Genomic DNA, 14971 nt, shown 5'->3' on the forward strand with positions numbered 1-14971 from the left:
TAGGCGGTCATCATCCATCTGCTGTAGTCCTGCCGTGAACGCCCTCTCCATTCGAAATCTGCACAAGAGATACAACAACGGCTTTGAAGCGCTGAAAGGTATCGATCTCGATGTAAAAGAGGGGGACTTCTTCGCACTGCTGGGTCCCAACGGTGCAGGAAAGTCGACTGCCATCGGTATCATCGCCTCCCTGGTCAACAAATCTTCCGGGCAGGTGGTGGTATTTGGCCATGATATCGACAGGCAGCGTGAGGCCGCCAAGCAGTTTATTGGTCTGGTACCTCAGGAGTTCAACTTCAATCAGTGGGAGCCGGTGGTGGAGATCCTGGTCAATCAGGCGGGTTACTACGGCATACCGCGGGGCGAGGCCTATCTGCGGGCTGAGAAGAGTCTGAAACGGCTCGATCTCTGGGATCGGCGCAGCGCACAGGCCCGTTCGCTCTCTGGCGGCATGAAGCGCCGCCTGATGATTGCCCGTGCTTTGGTGCATCGGCCGCAGTTGTTGATCCTCGATGAACCCACTGCCGGGGTGGATATCGAGATTCGCCGATCCATGTGGGCTTTTCTGCGCGAGATCAATGCACAGGGCACCACCATTATTCTTACCACCCACTATCTTGAAGAGGCGGAGAGCCTCTGCCGCAACATCGCCATCATCAACCACGGCCGAATCGTGGAGCAGTCTTCGCTTTCGAGACTGCTGAGTCGTCTGCACACGGAGACCTTTGTACTTAACCTGCGTGGAACGCTTGCCGCTGTACCGGAGTTGGAAGGGTATGTGCTGGAACATGTGGATGAGACTACGCTGGAGGTGGAACTCACCCGTGGGCAAACCATCAACGACCTTTTTGAAGCGCTCTCCCGCAACGGTATCGAGGTTGTCAGCATGCGCAACAAACAAAACCGTCTGGAACAGATGTTCATCAACATGGTGGACCGGGATCGCAGCCGCAGTGTGGAGGGCAAAGCGTGACCTGCTGGGGCCGCTACACTACCGCCTATCGCACCATTGTCATCAAAGAGGTGCTGCGTTTCAGTCGCATCTGGATCCAGACCATACTGCCGCCGGCGATCACCACCAGCCTCTACTTCGTTATCTTCGGCACGCTGATCGGTGATCGCATCGGGGAGATGGATGGTTTCCGCTACATCGATTTCATCGTGCCGGGACTGATCCTGATGTCGGTGATACAGAACTCCTACGCCAACGTGGTCTCCTCTTTCTACAGCGCAAAATTTCAGCACTATGTGGATGAGATGTTGGTGGCGCCTGTGCCGAACTGGGTGGTATTGGCAGGATATGTCAGCGGAGGAGTAGCCAGGGGTGTTGCCGTTGGCAGCGTGGTGACACTGGTCTCACTGTTCTTTACCGATCTTGAGATACACAGTTACGCTATCACGCTGCTGGTGTTCGTTTTGACTTCGATCCTGTTTGCCCTGGCGGGTTTCATCAATGCGGTCTATGCCAACACCTTTGACGATATTGCTATTGTGCCGACCTTTGTGTTGACACCCCTGACCTATCTTGGCGGCGTCTTCTACTCCATCCAGCTGTTGCCCCAATTCTGGCAGGATGTCTCCATGGCCAATCCTGTGCTCTATATGGTGAACGCCTTTCGCTTCGGCCTCATCGGCGTTTCGGATATCGATCTGGGTATTGCGATAGTGATCATTCTCTCGTTTATTTTGGCCCTGTCGGCCTATAGCCTGAACCTGCTGCACCGGGGTGTGGGGATAAAAAAATAGACCGGCTGTCTACCGGCCTTCCGTGCAAGAAATTGCCTGATTATTTCTGCCTTGGTGTGTTACTTCGACAAACATCGGCATGGTGGAGACACCAAACCCATCAAACGTCCTTATATCGCTAACATAGGATCTATAATGCCCTATCCTTACTAAGGAAACCCTGATTAATTGAGTCATTGTCATCTCGACCGTAGGGAGAGATCTCAAACTACTAGGCGTATAGCTATGTTTCGAGGTATGAGATTTCTCACTGCATTCGAAATGACAATTAATCAGAGCTTCCCTAATATCCATGAAACCAAGGTAGCTAAACCCGGTCTCCTGCCATTCGTGAATGGAGGGTGCAGACATGAAAACAGGTATTTTTTCAACCAGGGTTTCAACGGCAATCATGCCTTCAAGTTGCTGAGAAAGTGAGGTGAATAATGAACAATATCGATCTTTTTACCCCGCTCACGTTGGGTGGCCTGACACTGCCGAATCGTATTGTGATGGCGCCCATGACCCGCAACCGGGCCGGCGAGGGCAATGTGCCCACGGCACTAAACGCCAAGTACTACTCTCAGCGGGCCGCTGCCGGGTTGATTATTACTGAGGCCAGTCAGATCTCGCCCGAGGCTGTTGGCTATCCCGCAACACCGGGGATCCACAGCGATGAGCAAGTGGCGGGATGGCGGCAGGTAACCGATGCCGTGCATGCCGAAGACGGGCGTATTTTTCTCCAGCTCTGGCATGTGGGGCGCATATCTCACTCATCGATGTTGCCCGATAACATTCAGCCGGTAGCGCCGTCTGCCATTCGCCCTGAAGGTGATGCTGTGACCTATGAGGGCATGCAGCCTTTCGAGACACCACGTGTCCTGACCATCGAAGAGATCCCCGGCCTGTGTGCAGATTATGCGGCAGCCGCGCAAAGAGCCAGGGATGCAGGCTTTGACGGGGTGGAGATCCATGCAGCGAACGGCTATTTGCTGGATGAGTTTATACGCGATGGCACCAATACCCGGACTGATACCTATGGCGGCAGTATTGAAAACCGCATGCGCCTGTTGGATGAAGTGATTACAGCGGTGAGTAAAGTGTGGCCCAGCAACCGTATCGGTGTGCGCCTGTCACCTGAAAACCAGTTCAATGACATTCGGGATTCACAGCCGCAAGCGACGTTTAATGCGGTTGTTGATATGTTGCGTGGGCATCAGCTTGCCTACCTGCATGTATTGGAAGGCGATATGTTGGGTGGAGATCGTCTTGTGGATTATCATGAGCTCAAGCGCCGCTTTGGGGGCCTCTACACGGCCAACAATGGCTATACCCAAGCCAGGGCCGAGCAGGCGCTGCAACAGGGTGATGCTGATTTGGTTGCCTTCGGCAAACTGTTTATTGCCAATCCGGATCTACCTGAGCGATTTGCCCAGGGTGCACGACTTAACGAGCCAAATCCCGAGACGTTTTACGGCGGTGATGAAAAAGGTTATACCGATTATCCGTTTCTGTAGGGGTCATCGGGACAGGCCTTGAGGTGACAGCGAAAGACTATCTCTCATCCGATGATGGCTTCTGCATCTGCAGTCCGGTCAACCGCCATAGTGTGTCGATTTCGGCCCGCAACTGCCGGACTTCCTCCTCAAGGGCCGTCAGGCGATCAGCTTCACCGGTCGTTTCCGTCGCAGCAGCGGCCATAGACAGCTCCTCCTTCGGTTCATCACTCAGCAGCTGGACGTATCGGTCCTCGCGTCGTCCCGGCCCCTTGGGGAGGGTCGCCACCAATGAAGGTTCTTGCGCCATCAGCAGTTCCAAGGCATCTCGGACATCCTCCAGACCGGCAAAGTCCGCCAGGCGCGAACCGTGGGTACGCAGCTCACCCAGCGTCTGGGGTCCGCGCAACAGCAGGACGCAGAGTACTGCCTGTTCCTCCCGACCAAGCTCAAGATGCCTGCCGAGTTTCTGTTCATACCGCTCCGCCCGGCCGGAGAAGCTCGAACGGATCAGTTCCCGATCCCGCAGCAGGTTGACGGTGTGGCCAACCTCCCCCTGGGTCAGCTGCATCACCGGGTTGCGGCTGGTCTTCTGGTTGCAGGCCTGTACCAGTGCGTTGAGGGTGAGCGGATAGTTGTCCGGGGTGGTCCGCTGTTTCTCCATCAACACGCCGAGTATGCGGGCCTCAACTGGAGTAAACAGTGGTTCATTGTTGGCATCTGTATCAGGCTGGTCTGTCATGTCAGTGTTACCGGTACGTAGGGTTACTGTGAAAATAATCTCCGAAAAAGCTGAGCACAAGCGAAATTTGAAAAGTTGGGATGATGTGAAGCTCGAAAACTGAGTCAGAGAAAAATGGTACTGGAAAACCCGGTTTTACGCAGATCGGCCCCAGACACGCAATAATTTGTAGTAGTCGCAACCTGATCTGACAGTTACCGGTTTCGGTGGTATAAAATCACATTTTCTCAAGCGGACGTAGTGTAACGGTAGCACGCAGGCCTTCAGAGCCCGACATTCCGGTTGCCCCCGGGTAGTGCGGGTTCAAATCCCGTCGTCCGCTCCAAATTCCCCACTAAGCTTTACTCCCTCCGGGGTCGGAGTCGAGAGCGAGTGTGCTGGGGAGTGGCATAAAACAAGCTGGTTGCGAAGCTGGTGATGTTACTTTGTAGTTGATTCGACTCCGACCCCTTGCTCTACTTAGAAGGTCAGGAAATACAGCATGGCAAAACAACTCAGGCAGATCATCTCTCCTCTCTCTGCCTATATCACCACCCGCTTTCAACGCGCCCTTCGTTGGCCCGGCGCCAAAGACAATAAATTACCGGCACATCTGCAAATCGCCTTTATGCGGGGTGAAAGTCTGTTGCGCGAACGTTTCTTCAGCTACCTCGAAGGCCGGCACATGGACGATGCCGAAACCCAGCTCTTCTTCTGGCGACAATTGCGGGAGAATCCCGAACTGCTCACCGCTGTCTCGCAACAGAGTGGCCTGCATGACGCCTTAAAGCGCCAGGCAGATGCCGGGTGGCTGTCGCATACAGAGATAGAGATGCAGCACTATACGGCCTACTGCTGCCTGTTGTGGGACCTGAAGGTGCAGAAAGAGCAACAACTGCTGGTAATCGCCACAGACAGGCTTTTCGCCCACTTCTCCAGCAGTCTGTTCCCCTCTGAACGCAAACAAAGTGATCCTGAACAACTTAAGCGGGAGATCCGTAAGCGGCTGGCGCAGCAATGGAATATAAGGCCGGAGATCAAGGAGTCTTTCCATACGACTGACGATGCAGTCACCTTTACCCTGCTGGCAAGGCTGCCTGCGCATCATCCCGTTGAGCTGATAGTCCTGCAGGGCAAGCGCCTGAAACCCACCCGACTCAAGGCCTGCCAGGATCTGTTGCGTGATCTTGAAGCGGGTCTATTCAAATCCGATATGCCGGAAATGCGCACGCCGAAAAAGAGCAGTGCTACTGATCCGTTCTAGTGTGTATTTCAGGGGTCGGAGTCGAGAGCGAGACTGTTTGAGTGTGGCACAGAGTAAATGCGGAGCGAAGGCGCTGACGTTACTGCGTAGTCGAATCGACTCCGACCCCTACGCTCCTGCGCTCTTTCCTCCGGGGTCAGAGTCGAGAGCGAGTCTGTTTGGAAGTGGCACAGTGTTAATCCGGAGCAAGGGCGCTGACGTTACTGCGTAGTTGAACCGACTCCGATCCCTGGCACCCTATCAGCCACATCAAAAAAGACATTTCGCAATTGCTGCGGTAAGGTTGAGATTCTGTGGTCAACGTCCTGTCACCCACGTTGAAGCGCAGTGACAGGCAGCAACCCACCATTTCTCTCTCCTCACCCCTTTACTCTGCATTCAATAATCAAATGAAAAAATTCATCGCATGTTTATTATTTTTCCTGCTGATCGAAACGGCATTTGCCGGACAGCGACTTGCAGATATCCAGAGTGGATTCCCCTGCGATGAGATCGCACAGTTCGAGAAGAACCAGGGGTCAGTTGAGTTGGCTGCCTTGGATGCTAATGGCATCAGCAAGTACCGGGGTAAACAGGGAGGGCGAGAGGCGACGGTTGTTTATCACTGCGAGCAGGGACGGTTAACAGAGCAGGAAATCATTCTCACGTACGCTATCCGGAGTAAGGCCTACCAGGTTGCCAATGAACAGAGTATTGAACTCGCCAAGGCCCTGGGAAAACCCATTCATGATGGACTGAATCTGAAAACCTGGAGAAGGATCCTGTCAGGTATTCTGGGAGCGGATCTGGATTACCTGACTTCGGTAGTCGTCTGGGGAAAGGCAAAAGAGGATGCGATGTTGTTGGTCAGGGAAACAGCAGACAAGCGCTGGGAGGTCATCATTTCTCAGGGCAGTTCAAAACACGAATTCATTCTTAACTGAACGCTCCTGCGCTCTTTCCTCCGGGGTCAGAGTCGAGAGCGAGTCTGTCTGGGTGTGGCACAGAGTAAATGCGGAGCGAAGGCGCTGACGCTACTGCGTAGTCGAATCGACTCCGACCCCTACGTTCCTGCGCTCTTTCTTCCGGGGTCAGAGTCGAGAGCGAGTCTGTTGGGGAGTGGCACAGTGTAAATTCGGAGTGAAGGCGCTGATGATACTGCGTAGTTGAACCGACTCCGACCCCTGGTCCCGCCAGCCCCGTCCCTGACAACCCTCCGGGGTCAGAGTCGAGAGCGAGTCCGTCAGGGAGTGGCACAGAGTAAAATCGGAGCAAAGGCAGTGACGTCACTGCGTAGTTGACCCGACTCCGACCCCTCACTACACTCGACCCATCGAATAACGGTTAGGAGTCCTGCCCAACAGGCAATAACGAAAGAACATCCACCCGGTTGTCGGTCTGCCCGCAGTCTTATCCACTGTTACTGGCAGGCCGGGAAAGGGTGTCGCAACAGACTGGATGGCAAGTGCTGTCCCTGTGCTTTGATGCAGAATGGAGACGAGACTCGGTGCCCGGTGACGGGGTGCACACCGTTAATTAAGTTCATTAGGCGTCAGATAGCGAAGATAACAGGGGTAGGCGGAAGGCGCAGTGGTTGTGGGCACACGATATCGGCTCTGGGGGTTTGGGGTGTTGTTTGAGGGGTGGGGTGGATTATGTATTGACGGGTGATTGTTGGGTTGGTGTTGCTGGGGTTGGGTTTTTCGGCGGTGGCTGATGGGGCTGGTTTGAGGGAAGGGCTTGAACAGCAAAAGCCTGTTGTAGAGTTGAGGGAGTTGTATATTGAGAATGCCACTGAGTTTTTACAACAAAACTATCCAGATCATGCAGGGAATCATGAATTGATTGCTGTTTTAGCTGCGTGACAAGCTGAATATGTGAAAAATGCTTGAGATGGATTTTATTATGAATTAATTACTGATGTGGTTGTAAAGGAATGAAGAACTTTAGCAGGTATAGACGTAGATGATTTAAAAGATTTAGCTCCAAAATTATATAATGAGTTAGATATAAGAAGATTTAATCTTTTCGTACAGCTAAATAGATATTTTGATAAAGTAGCTGAGATAAAGCAAGAAGAGCAAGAAACAGAAGAAATGAGAAGATTAAGAAAGCAATTTGATCAACTTAATTTATCTCCACTTGATTTACTTCAGGGGTCGGGTTCAAAATAACGCAACCCGTTGATTCTAGATAATTTGATACCAAAGCAGACCGGAGTCGTTATGGCTGCCGGTTTTTTTGTGTTTCTCCGGGGTCGGAGTCAAACCGCGCAAGAGTGATGGGAATAGTGATGTGGTTAAGGCGGTTTGACTCCGACCCCTGTCTGGACTCGACTCCGACCCCTGCCTGATTGACTAGCCTCTGGCTCTTCGCGCAGACTTGACCACTTCTTCAGAAGACAACAAGGAGGTTGTCATGCCAAGAAGACCCAGGGTCTGGCTGCCGGATCAGCCGCAGCATGTGGTTGTACGCGGACACAATCGTGATCCTATTCTGGCCCGTCACGAAGATTTTCGTTTTCTCTATCGCTGCCTGCTTGAGGCGGAGGAAACCCATGGCCTGGCCGTGCATGCCTGGGTTTTTATGCACAATCATATCCACCTTTTGGTGACGCCTTCTGATGCGTTCTCCCTGCCCCGAACCATGCAGTCTGTGGGGCGGCGTTATGCTCAGTATTTCAATCGCACCTATCACCGTAGCGGTTCCCTCTGGGAGGGGCGGTACAAATCCGCATTGGTGGATACGGATCGTTATTTGCTGGCCTGTTATCGCTATATCGAGCTGAATCCGGTGCGTGCGGGTATCGCGGCCAAGCCAGAGGATTATCCCTATTCGAGTTATCAGGCGAATGGGGTGGGTAAGGCGGATGGGCTGGTGACGACGCATCCAGTCTATCTGCAGCTGATCAGTGAGGGGTCGGAGTCAAACCGTGAGAGAGGAGTGGGTAAAACGACAGGGGCGGGCGGTTTGACTCCGACCCCGGAGGAGGCCGACGTAGGGCGCTATGTAGCACTCTTTGCTCAAGCCCTGGATAGAAAGCTCTTGACCGAGATACGCCGGGGCACCGAGAAGGAGGTGGGTATTGGTCAGGCCGATTTTCTGCTCAGGATTGCGGGATTGTTGTCTGGTTAAGGAAAGGTCGGAGTCGAGAGCGAGTGTGGCATGAAGCAAGCTGGTTGCGATTCAGGTTGTGTCACTTCGTAGTTGACTCGACTCCGCCCCCTGGAGTTAAAAGCCATCAACGCTTGCCGATAATACTGCCAAGTATGCCACGGATGATCTGCCGGCCCAGGTTGGAACCGATTGCCCTGGCCACTGATTTTACGAAGGCCTCTCCCACGCCCTGACGTTTACGGCCGCCACGGCTGGGTGATCCCTTTGGAATCTTATCCTTACTCTCTTCCTGTGCCTGCTGTTCCCGTTGTTTGGCCAACTCCTCCTCACGTTTGATCAGCATCTCGTAGGCTGATTCCCGGTCGAGGGGCTTGTCATAACTACTCTTGAGAGGGGAGCGGCTGATGATCCGTTCCCTATCTGATTCATCCACCGGGCCGAACTTGGAGCGGGGGGGCGACATCAGGGTGCGCTCCACCATGCTCGGGACACCCTTGTGGTTAAGGGTTGAGATCAGGGCTTCCCCCACACCCAACTGCCCGATAACCTCCTCGGTATCGAACGCGGGATTCTGACGGAAGGTCTCCGAAGCCGCCTTGACAGCCTTCCTGTCCCTGGGGGTGAAGGCGCGCAGGGCGTGCTGAATGCGGTTGCCGAGCTGGCCGATGACCTCGTCTGGCACATCATTGGGGTATTGGGTGATGAAAAAGACACCCACGCCCTTGGATCGAATCAGTCGTACCACCTGGGTAATCTTTTCCAGCAGTGCTTTTGGCGCTTTGCTGAACAGCAAGTGGGCCTCGTCGAAAAAGAAGACCAGTTTGGGATGGTCGGCATCCCCCTGTTCCGGCAGCTCCTCCATCAGTTCGGAGAGCAGCCAAAGCAGAAAGGTGGCGTAGATTCGGGGCGAGTGGTAGAGGGTGGTGGCATCGAGAATGCTGATGACACCGCGACCGGAAAAGTCGGTCTGCATCAGGTGTTCTATGCGAATGGCCGGCTCTCCAAAAAAGATCTCTCCGCCAGCCTCTTCCAATACCAGCAGACGGCGCATGATGGCACCCACACTCTGTCTCGAAACACGGCCATACTCCCGTTCAAGTTCCTTGGCGTTGTCGGCCACCCAGTTGAGCATTGAGCGCAGATCCTTCAGGTCGAGCAGTAACAGACCCTCGTCGTCCGCCACGCTGAAGACGATCTGCAGCACCCCTCCCTGGGTCTCGTTCAGTTCCAGCAGATTGGCCAGCAGAGTGGGACCCATCTCGGAGATGGTGGTGCGCACCGGGTGCCCCTGTTTGCCGTAGACATCCCAGAAGATTACCGGATTGCCTTCAAAGTCGTGATCTTCGATACCTATATATTCAAGACGCTCGCTGACCTTGGGATGGGCTTTGCCGCTACCGGCCAGGCCCGACAGATCCCCTTTCACGTCGGCAGTAAAGACAGGCACTCCGAGGCGGGAGAAGGATTCAGCCAACACCTGCAGTGTGACTGTCTTGCCGGTACCGGTTGCGCCGGTAATGAGGCCGTGCCTGTTGGCCATTGCGGCATCGAGCAGGATCTGTTCCTTACCGTTTCCACCGAGCAGGATCTGGTTATCACTCATGGTCTGTTCCCTGATGCAGGCCCTTTTCGGGCTATGGTAGTTAACAATGGTTTACATTTTTCACAAGGCCGGTCCAAATCACTGGGTTAGACTCGACATCCGAATACCGGCCAAGGCCCTGTCTTTAGGGTCGCTACGGCTGGTTGGCTACTCATACCGGAGGTTTTAACATGATGGAACTGGTACAACAATTGATTGCAGGAGCCGGCGTGAACCAACAGCAGGCTGAAGGTGGCGCTGGTTTGTTGCTTGGCTTGGTAAAGGATCAGCTCTCCTCAGGGGATTTCTCCAAAGTGGCGGATGCCGTACCGGGTGTCGAAAACCTGATCGAAGGAGCACCTGCTGGCGATTCCGGTGGTCTGGGTGGATTGCTGGGTGGTGTGGTCTCTGCATTGGGTGGCTCAGAGCTTGGAAACATGGCTTCCCTGGTCAGCGGTTTCTCCAAACTGGATCTCGATGCCGGAATGATCGGCAAATTTGTCCCCGTGCTGCTCTCTTTCCTGCAGTCAAAAGGGGGGGATGGGTTGAGTTCACTGGTGGCTGGTGTTCTGAAGGGCGATTGATGGAGTAAAACGATGCGTTGGCGGGGAAATCGACAGAGCAGCAATATCGAAGACCGGCGCGGTATGCGTGCTCCTTCAGCCCGAGGGTTTGGCGGTGGCGGTGGCATGCTCAACCTGCTGCCGATGGTATTCAAGCTGTTTGGTTTCAAGGGCGGTTTGGTGGCGGTACTGGCCATCGGTGCCTATAGCCTCTTTAGCGGGAACCTGGACAGCCTGCTGGGCGGCGGCATGCAGGGTCTCTCCCCCGATCAGGGTCAACAGAGCCAGCAGATCGAACAGAGCGCCGAGGAGAGAGAGTTGGTGCGGTTTGTCTCTGTCGTACTCGCCGATACCGAGGAGACCTGGCATCAGCTGTTTCGTGAGAAGGGCAGTAGTTACAAAGAGCCCAAGCTGGTGTTGTTTCGCGGTGCGGTCAAATCCGCCTGCGGTTTGGGACAGGCGGCCATGGGGCCCTTCTACTGCCCTGCAGATCAGAAGGTCTATATCGACCTCAGTTTCTACAGCGATCTCAAAGATCGTTTCAAGGCGCCGGGTGATTTTGCCCAGGCCTATGTGATCGCCCACGAGGTGGGACATCATGTGCAGACGCTGCTTGGCGTCTCAGAAAAGGTGCAGAAGGCGAAGAAGGGTTTGGGCGAGGTAAAAGCCAACCAGCTATCGGTGAGACAGGAGCTTCAGGCCGACTGCCTGGCCGGTATCTGGGCGCACCATGCGGATCACTCCCGGCAGTTGTTGGATACCGGTGATGTGGAGGAGGGGCTGACCGCCGCCAGCGCCATCGGCGATGATCGTCTGCAGAAGCAGTCTCAGGGATATGTCAGCCCCGACTCGTTTACCCACGGCAGTTCAAAGCAGCGGGTCAAGTGGTTCAAGATCGGCATGCAGAGTGGCCAGCTTAAGGATTGCGACACCTTTTCAGCCAAATCCCTCTGACTGGAATTCTGCAACCCGAAATTCACTGCAAAATGCAAAGCTAAGTGTAGGTTGGGTTAGCGCAGCGTAACCCAACAAAACCCAACAAAACCAAAGGCCTGTCGGGTTACGCTATCGCTAACCCGACCTACATTCAGGTTTATTACCTCGGGTTGGGTGCACCATAGGGCTGTGTGCCATAACCGGGTGCATATCCCCTGGGCGGGGGATAGTAACCTCCCGCTGGTGGGTAGCCTGCACCCTGGGGTGCCCCTCCATAACCTTGGCCGCCTGGCATGCCCTGGGGTGGCTGTCCCTGATAACCACCTTGTCGTGGATCTGCGTAGTTACCCTGCTGACCCGAATAGGGACCCTGGCCCCGAGGAGCGCCATATCCTTGATTGGGGCCTCTGTCGTAGCGGTAATCACGATCGTCATAATCCCGCCGTTCGTCCCTGGAGTTGTTATTTTTATTGTTCATCCACTTGTTGGGATTCATCCATTTATTCGGACTCATCGCGTCGCCAAAATTGAAGGCGGCTGCTGTCTGGATATTGGCAAAACCTAACCCTGCTGCGATGCAGCAACTTAACAAAAACTGCTTTTTCATGGGAACTTCCTCTTGTTTCGATGGGATCAGCAAATAAAATCAAAGGTTTCCTAAACCCATTTCTTCCGCACTACAGGATCTATTTAAGCTGTTCGCCGAAACTGCATGAGGCTTATTGTTTTCTGGGAGTGGACATAGTGTACAACGTATATAACCTTAGCTGCATTTGTTGAAAAATCCAAGAAAGCGCCAAGTGCGGTGAAATTCCGGGAGACGGGCTTCCCGGGTTCTGTGGTTATTATGCAGAGGGATCAATCCTTGCGTGCCTTGGCAAAGGCGGCCGCCAAACTGTTTCCCATTGGCGCCTGAGCGGGTTTTTTATGGGGTTTATGCGCCATCTCCTGACGCTGTTTTGCAGCCGGTTTGCGTTCGGCCTTGTCGTCAAGGCGCAGGGTGAGACCGATGCGGCGGCGGGGGATATCCACCTCAAGTACCTTTACTTTCACCAAGTCACCGGTTTTCACCACCTCCCGGGGATCCTTGACGAATTTGTTGGAGAGGTTGGAGATATGCACCAGTCCATCCTGGTGAACACCAATGTCCACAAAAGCGCCGAAGTTGGTGACGTTGGTGATGACGCCTTCCAGGATCATCTCGGGTTTCAGGTCCTGCAGACTTTCCACCCCCTCTTTGAAACTGGCGGTCTTGAAATCGGGGCGGGGGTCGCGGCCCGGTTTTTCCAGTTCACTGATGATGTCCACCACCGTGGGCAGGCCGAATTTCTCGGTGATGAAATTTGCCGGTTGCAGTGCTTTAAGTTCATCGCGGTTGCCCAGCAGGTTTTCGATGCTGCAGCCGGTCTCCTTGATGATCTTTTTCACTATCGGATAGGATTCCGGGTGTACCGATGAGCGATCCAGTGGGTTGCTGCCGTTCATCACGCGCATAAACCCGGCAGCCTGTTCGTAGGTTTTGGGGCCGAGCCGCGGTACCTGCTTCAATATCTTACGACTGTCGAAGGCGCCATGCTCATCGCGAAAGCTGACGATGTTCTGTGCCAGGGTGTTGCTGAGTCCGGATACCTGCGCCAGCAGAGGGGCGGAAGCGGTGTTGACGTCGACGCCCACCGCGTTCACACAGTCTTCCACCACGGCTTCGAGGGATCTGACCAGGCGCCCCTGATTTACGTCGTGCTGATATTGGCCGACGCCGATTGATTTGGGATCGATCTTGACCAGCTCCGCCAGCGGATCCTGCAGGCGGCGCGCGATGGAAACTGCTCCGCGCAGGGAGACATCCATGCCGGACAATTCCTGTGAGGCGAGTGCCGAAGCGGAGTAGACGGAGGCGCCTGCTTCGCTGACCATCAGTTTTTGCAGCTTCAGCTCTGGATGCCTCTGCATCAGTTCCGCCGCCAGTTTGTCGGTCTCCCGAGAGGCAGTGCCGTTGCCTATTGCCACCAGTTCGGCCCCGTGCCGTTGGGCCAACGCCGCAAGCCGGGCAATGGAGTGTTCCCACTTTCTCTGGGGGACATGGGGATAGATGGTGTCGGTCTCCAATACTTTACCGGTGCTGTTCACCACTGCCACCTTGACGCCGGTGCGCAGGCCGGGATCCAGGCCGATGGTGATACGGGGACCGGCGGGTGCGGCCAGCAGCAGATCGTGAAGGTTGCTGGCGAAGACCCGGATCGCCTCTTCTTCCGCCCGTTCCCGCAGTTCAGAGAGCAGCTCAAGTTCGAGGTGGAAGGAGATCTTCACCCGCCAGGCCCAGCGTACCGTTTCCAACAGCCAGTCATCGGCAGCCCTGGATTGTTGGCTGATGGAGTTGGTTTTGGAGATTAAACCTTCGCAGGGGTGGCCACCGCCCGGATTCTCTGCAACCGCAAGGGTGAGGCTCAACACGCCTTCATTGCGCCCCCGGAATAGTGCCAGGGCACGGTGGGAGGGTATTTTGCTGATCGCCTCGCTGTATTCAAAATAGTCGGAGAATTTGGCGCCTTCCTGCTCTTTTCCGGTGACAATCACAGAGCTTAGCTGGCCGTTATCGCGAACATAGTCTCTCAGCTGGCCGATCAGGGAGGCATCCTCTGCGAAGCGTTCCATGAGGATCTGCCGGGCGCCGTCCAGGGCGGCCTTGCTCCCCTCGATGCCTTTGTCTGTATCAATGAACTCAGCTGCCGCTTGTTCCGGTGACAGGCTGGGGTCTTCCAACAGTGAGAGTGCCAGTGGCTCCAGTCCCGCTTCCCGCGCAATCTGTGCTTTGGTACGGCGTTTCGGCTTATAGGGCAGATAGAGGTCTTCCAGCCGTGTTTTGGTGTCGGCTTCCAGGATGTCACGTTTCAGTTCCGGCGTGAGTTTTTCCTGCTCCTCGATGCTTGAGAGGATGGTCTCCCGGCGTGCTTCAAGTTCACGCAGATAACCGAGGCGTTCAAACAGGGTGCGTAACTGGGCATCGTCGAGGCCGCCGGTGGCCTCTTTTCGATAGCGGGCGATGAATGGGACAGTAGCGCCCTCATCCAGCAGTTGGATAGTGGCATCGACCTGGGTCTGCCTGACGGAGAGTGTTTCGGCGATCGACTGGCTGATCCTTTTCATTTGATTCGGCTATCTCTACGTGGAAAAAGCGGCACTCTACCCCTTGCAGCAGAGCGTGAAAAGATTGTCTTTGTCAGGCGTCTATGTTTGGTTTTTCCATAACTGTCGAGTTTCTTTACAGTCAAAATCGGAGTAAAAATCCAAAAAATTCAATAACGTTATGAATAGTCAATGTAAATAAATATTTACTAATCAAATTGGCTGTCGAAATATTTTACACTATTAGATATTAATGAAATACGAATGTCTGGTAATCGTTTGATTCCGTAGGGGAATTAAAGTAAGGCATACTTATTGCAGGGTTATTATCTGTTGGGGAACGTGAATAACAAAAATCACGCATTTACATGGAATGAGCCAGGGGAGGCTTTACATGGAACGCAGGTCTATAATGCTGGGGCAACTTAACAGAGTTGCTCCCTTGCCAGCGAAATCTTCGCGACA

General features: G+C 54.3%; 13 protein-coding genes. 9 read left to right on the forward strand and 4 right to left on the reverse strand.

The genetic code is table 11. The annotated features are described in order from the left end of the window. Window positions 1–34: 34 nt before the first annotated feature. The 3 genes from HPY30_14350 to HPY30_14360 all read left to right on the forward strand — a co-directional run bounded on the left by HPY30_14350 (window position 35) and on the right by HPY30_14360 (window position 3242). Window positions 35–973 (forward strand): ABC transporter ATP-binding protein, encoded by a 939-nt coding sequence (locus HPY30_14350; GenBank protein QYZ67052.1) that lies wholly within the window; start codon window positions 35–37, stop codon window positions 971–973. Next, the gene (locus tag HPY30_14355; GenBank protein QYZ67053.1) at window positions 970–1746 is read left to right on the forward strand and encodes an ABC transporter permease; all 777 of its coding nucleotides are present in this window, start codon (window positions 970–972) and stop codon (window positions 1744–1746) included. The genes HPY30_14350 and HPY30_14355 overlap by 4 nt, the downstream gene beginning before the upstream one ends. 425 nt (window positions 1747–2171) lie before the next feature. Continuing rightward, window positions 2172–3242 (forward strand): alkene reductase, encoded by a 1071-nt coding sequence (locus HPY30_14360; GenBank protein ID QYZ67054.1) that lies wholly within the window; start codon window positions 2172–2174, stop codon window positions 3240–3242. 37 nt (window positions 3243–3279) lie between these two features. Here HPY30_14360 and HPY30_14365 read toward each other — a convergent pair whose 3' ends face one another. Continuing rightward, window positions 3280–3963 (reverse strand): YceH family protein, encoded by a 684-nt coding sequence (locus HPY30_14365; protein QYZ67055.1) that lies wholly within the window; start codon window positions 3961–3963, stop codon window positions 3280–3282. A gap of 481 nt (window positions 3964–4444) precedes the next feature. Here HPY30_14365 and HPY30_14370 point away from each other — a divergent pair, with 481 nt between their 5' ends. The 4 genes from HPY30_14370 to HPY30_14385 all read left to right on the forward strand — a co-directional run bounded on the left by HPY30_14370 (window position 4445) and on the right by HPY30_14385 (window position 8320). After that, window positions 4445–5206 carry a hypothetical protein gene (locus tag HPY30_14370; protein ID QYZ67056.1) on the forward strand — a complete coding sequence of 254 codons (762 nt, stop codon included), beginning with the start codon at window positions 4445–4447 and terminating at the stop codon, window positions 5204–5206. A 389-nt stretch (window positions 5207–5595) separates the two neighbouring features. After that, on the forward strand, window positions 5596–6129 hold the full coding sequence (locus HPY30_14375; protein QYZ67057.1) for a hypothetical protein: 534 nt from the start codon (window positions 5596–5598) through the stop codon (window positions 6127–6129). Window positions 6130–6852: 723 nt separating this feature from the next. Then, the gene (locus HPY30_14380; GenBank protein QYZ67058.1) at window positions 6853–7050 is read left to right on the forward strand and encodes a hypothetical protein; all 198 of its coding nucleotides are present in this window, start codon (window positions 6853–6855) and stop codon (window positions 7048–7050) included. 553 nt (window positions 7051–7603) lie between these two features. Continuing rightward, entirely contained in the window at window positions 7604–8320 is a 717-nt protein-coding gene (locus HPY30_14385; protein QYZ67059.1) for a transposase, read from the forward strand. Window positions 8321–8426: 106 nt separating this feature from the next. Here the strand turns inward: HPY30_14385 and HPY30_14390 are convergent, their stop codons facing one another. Further along, window positions 8427–9905 carry a DUF853 family protein gene (locus HPY30_14390; protein QYZ67060.1) on the reverse strand — a complete coding sequence of 493 codons (1479 nt, stop codon included), beginning with the start codon at window positions 9903–9905 and terminating at the stop codon, window positions 8427–8429. 173 nt (window positions 9906–10078) lie between these two features. Here HPY30_14390 and HPY30_14395 point away from each other — a divergent pair, with 173 nt between their 5' ends. Further along, a complete protein-coding gene (locus HPY30_14395; GenBank protein QYZ68067.1) occupies window positions 10079–10468 on the forward strand; it encodes a DUF2780 domain-containing protein in 390 nt (129 codons plus the stop codon). Between the two features lie 12 nt (window positions 10469–10480). Continuing rightward, on the forward strand, window positions 10481–11401 hold the full coding sequence (locus HPY30_14400; protein ID QYZ67061.1) for a hypothetical protein: 921 nt from the start codon (window positions 10481–10483) through the stop codon (window positions 11399–11401). A gap of 142 nt (window positions 11402–11543) precedes the next feature. On the opposite strand, the gene HPY30_14405 is transcribed toward HPY30_14400, so the two are convergent. Next, window positions 11544–11990 carry a hypothetical protein gene (locus tag HPY30_14405; protein ID QYZ67062.1) on the reverse strand — a complete coding sequence of 149 codons (447 nt, stop codon included), beginning with the start codon at window positions 11988–11990 and terminating at the stop codon, window positions 11544–11546. Window positions 11991–12241: 251 nt separating this feature from the next. Then, window positions 12242–14527 (reverse strand): RNA-binding transcriptional accessory protein, encoded by a 2286-nt coding sequence (locus HPY30_14410; GenBank protein ID QYZ67063.1) that lies wholly within the window; start codon window positions 14525–14527, stop codon window positions 12242–12244. Between the last annotated feature and the right edge of the window lie 444 nt (window positions 14528–14971).

It is taken from the genome of Gammaproteobacteria bacterium (ex Lamellibrachia satsuma), from assembly GCA_019623805.1.
Classification (GTDB): Bacteria; Pseudomonadota; Gammaproteobacteria; order Chromatiales; family Chromatiaceae; genus QGON01.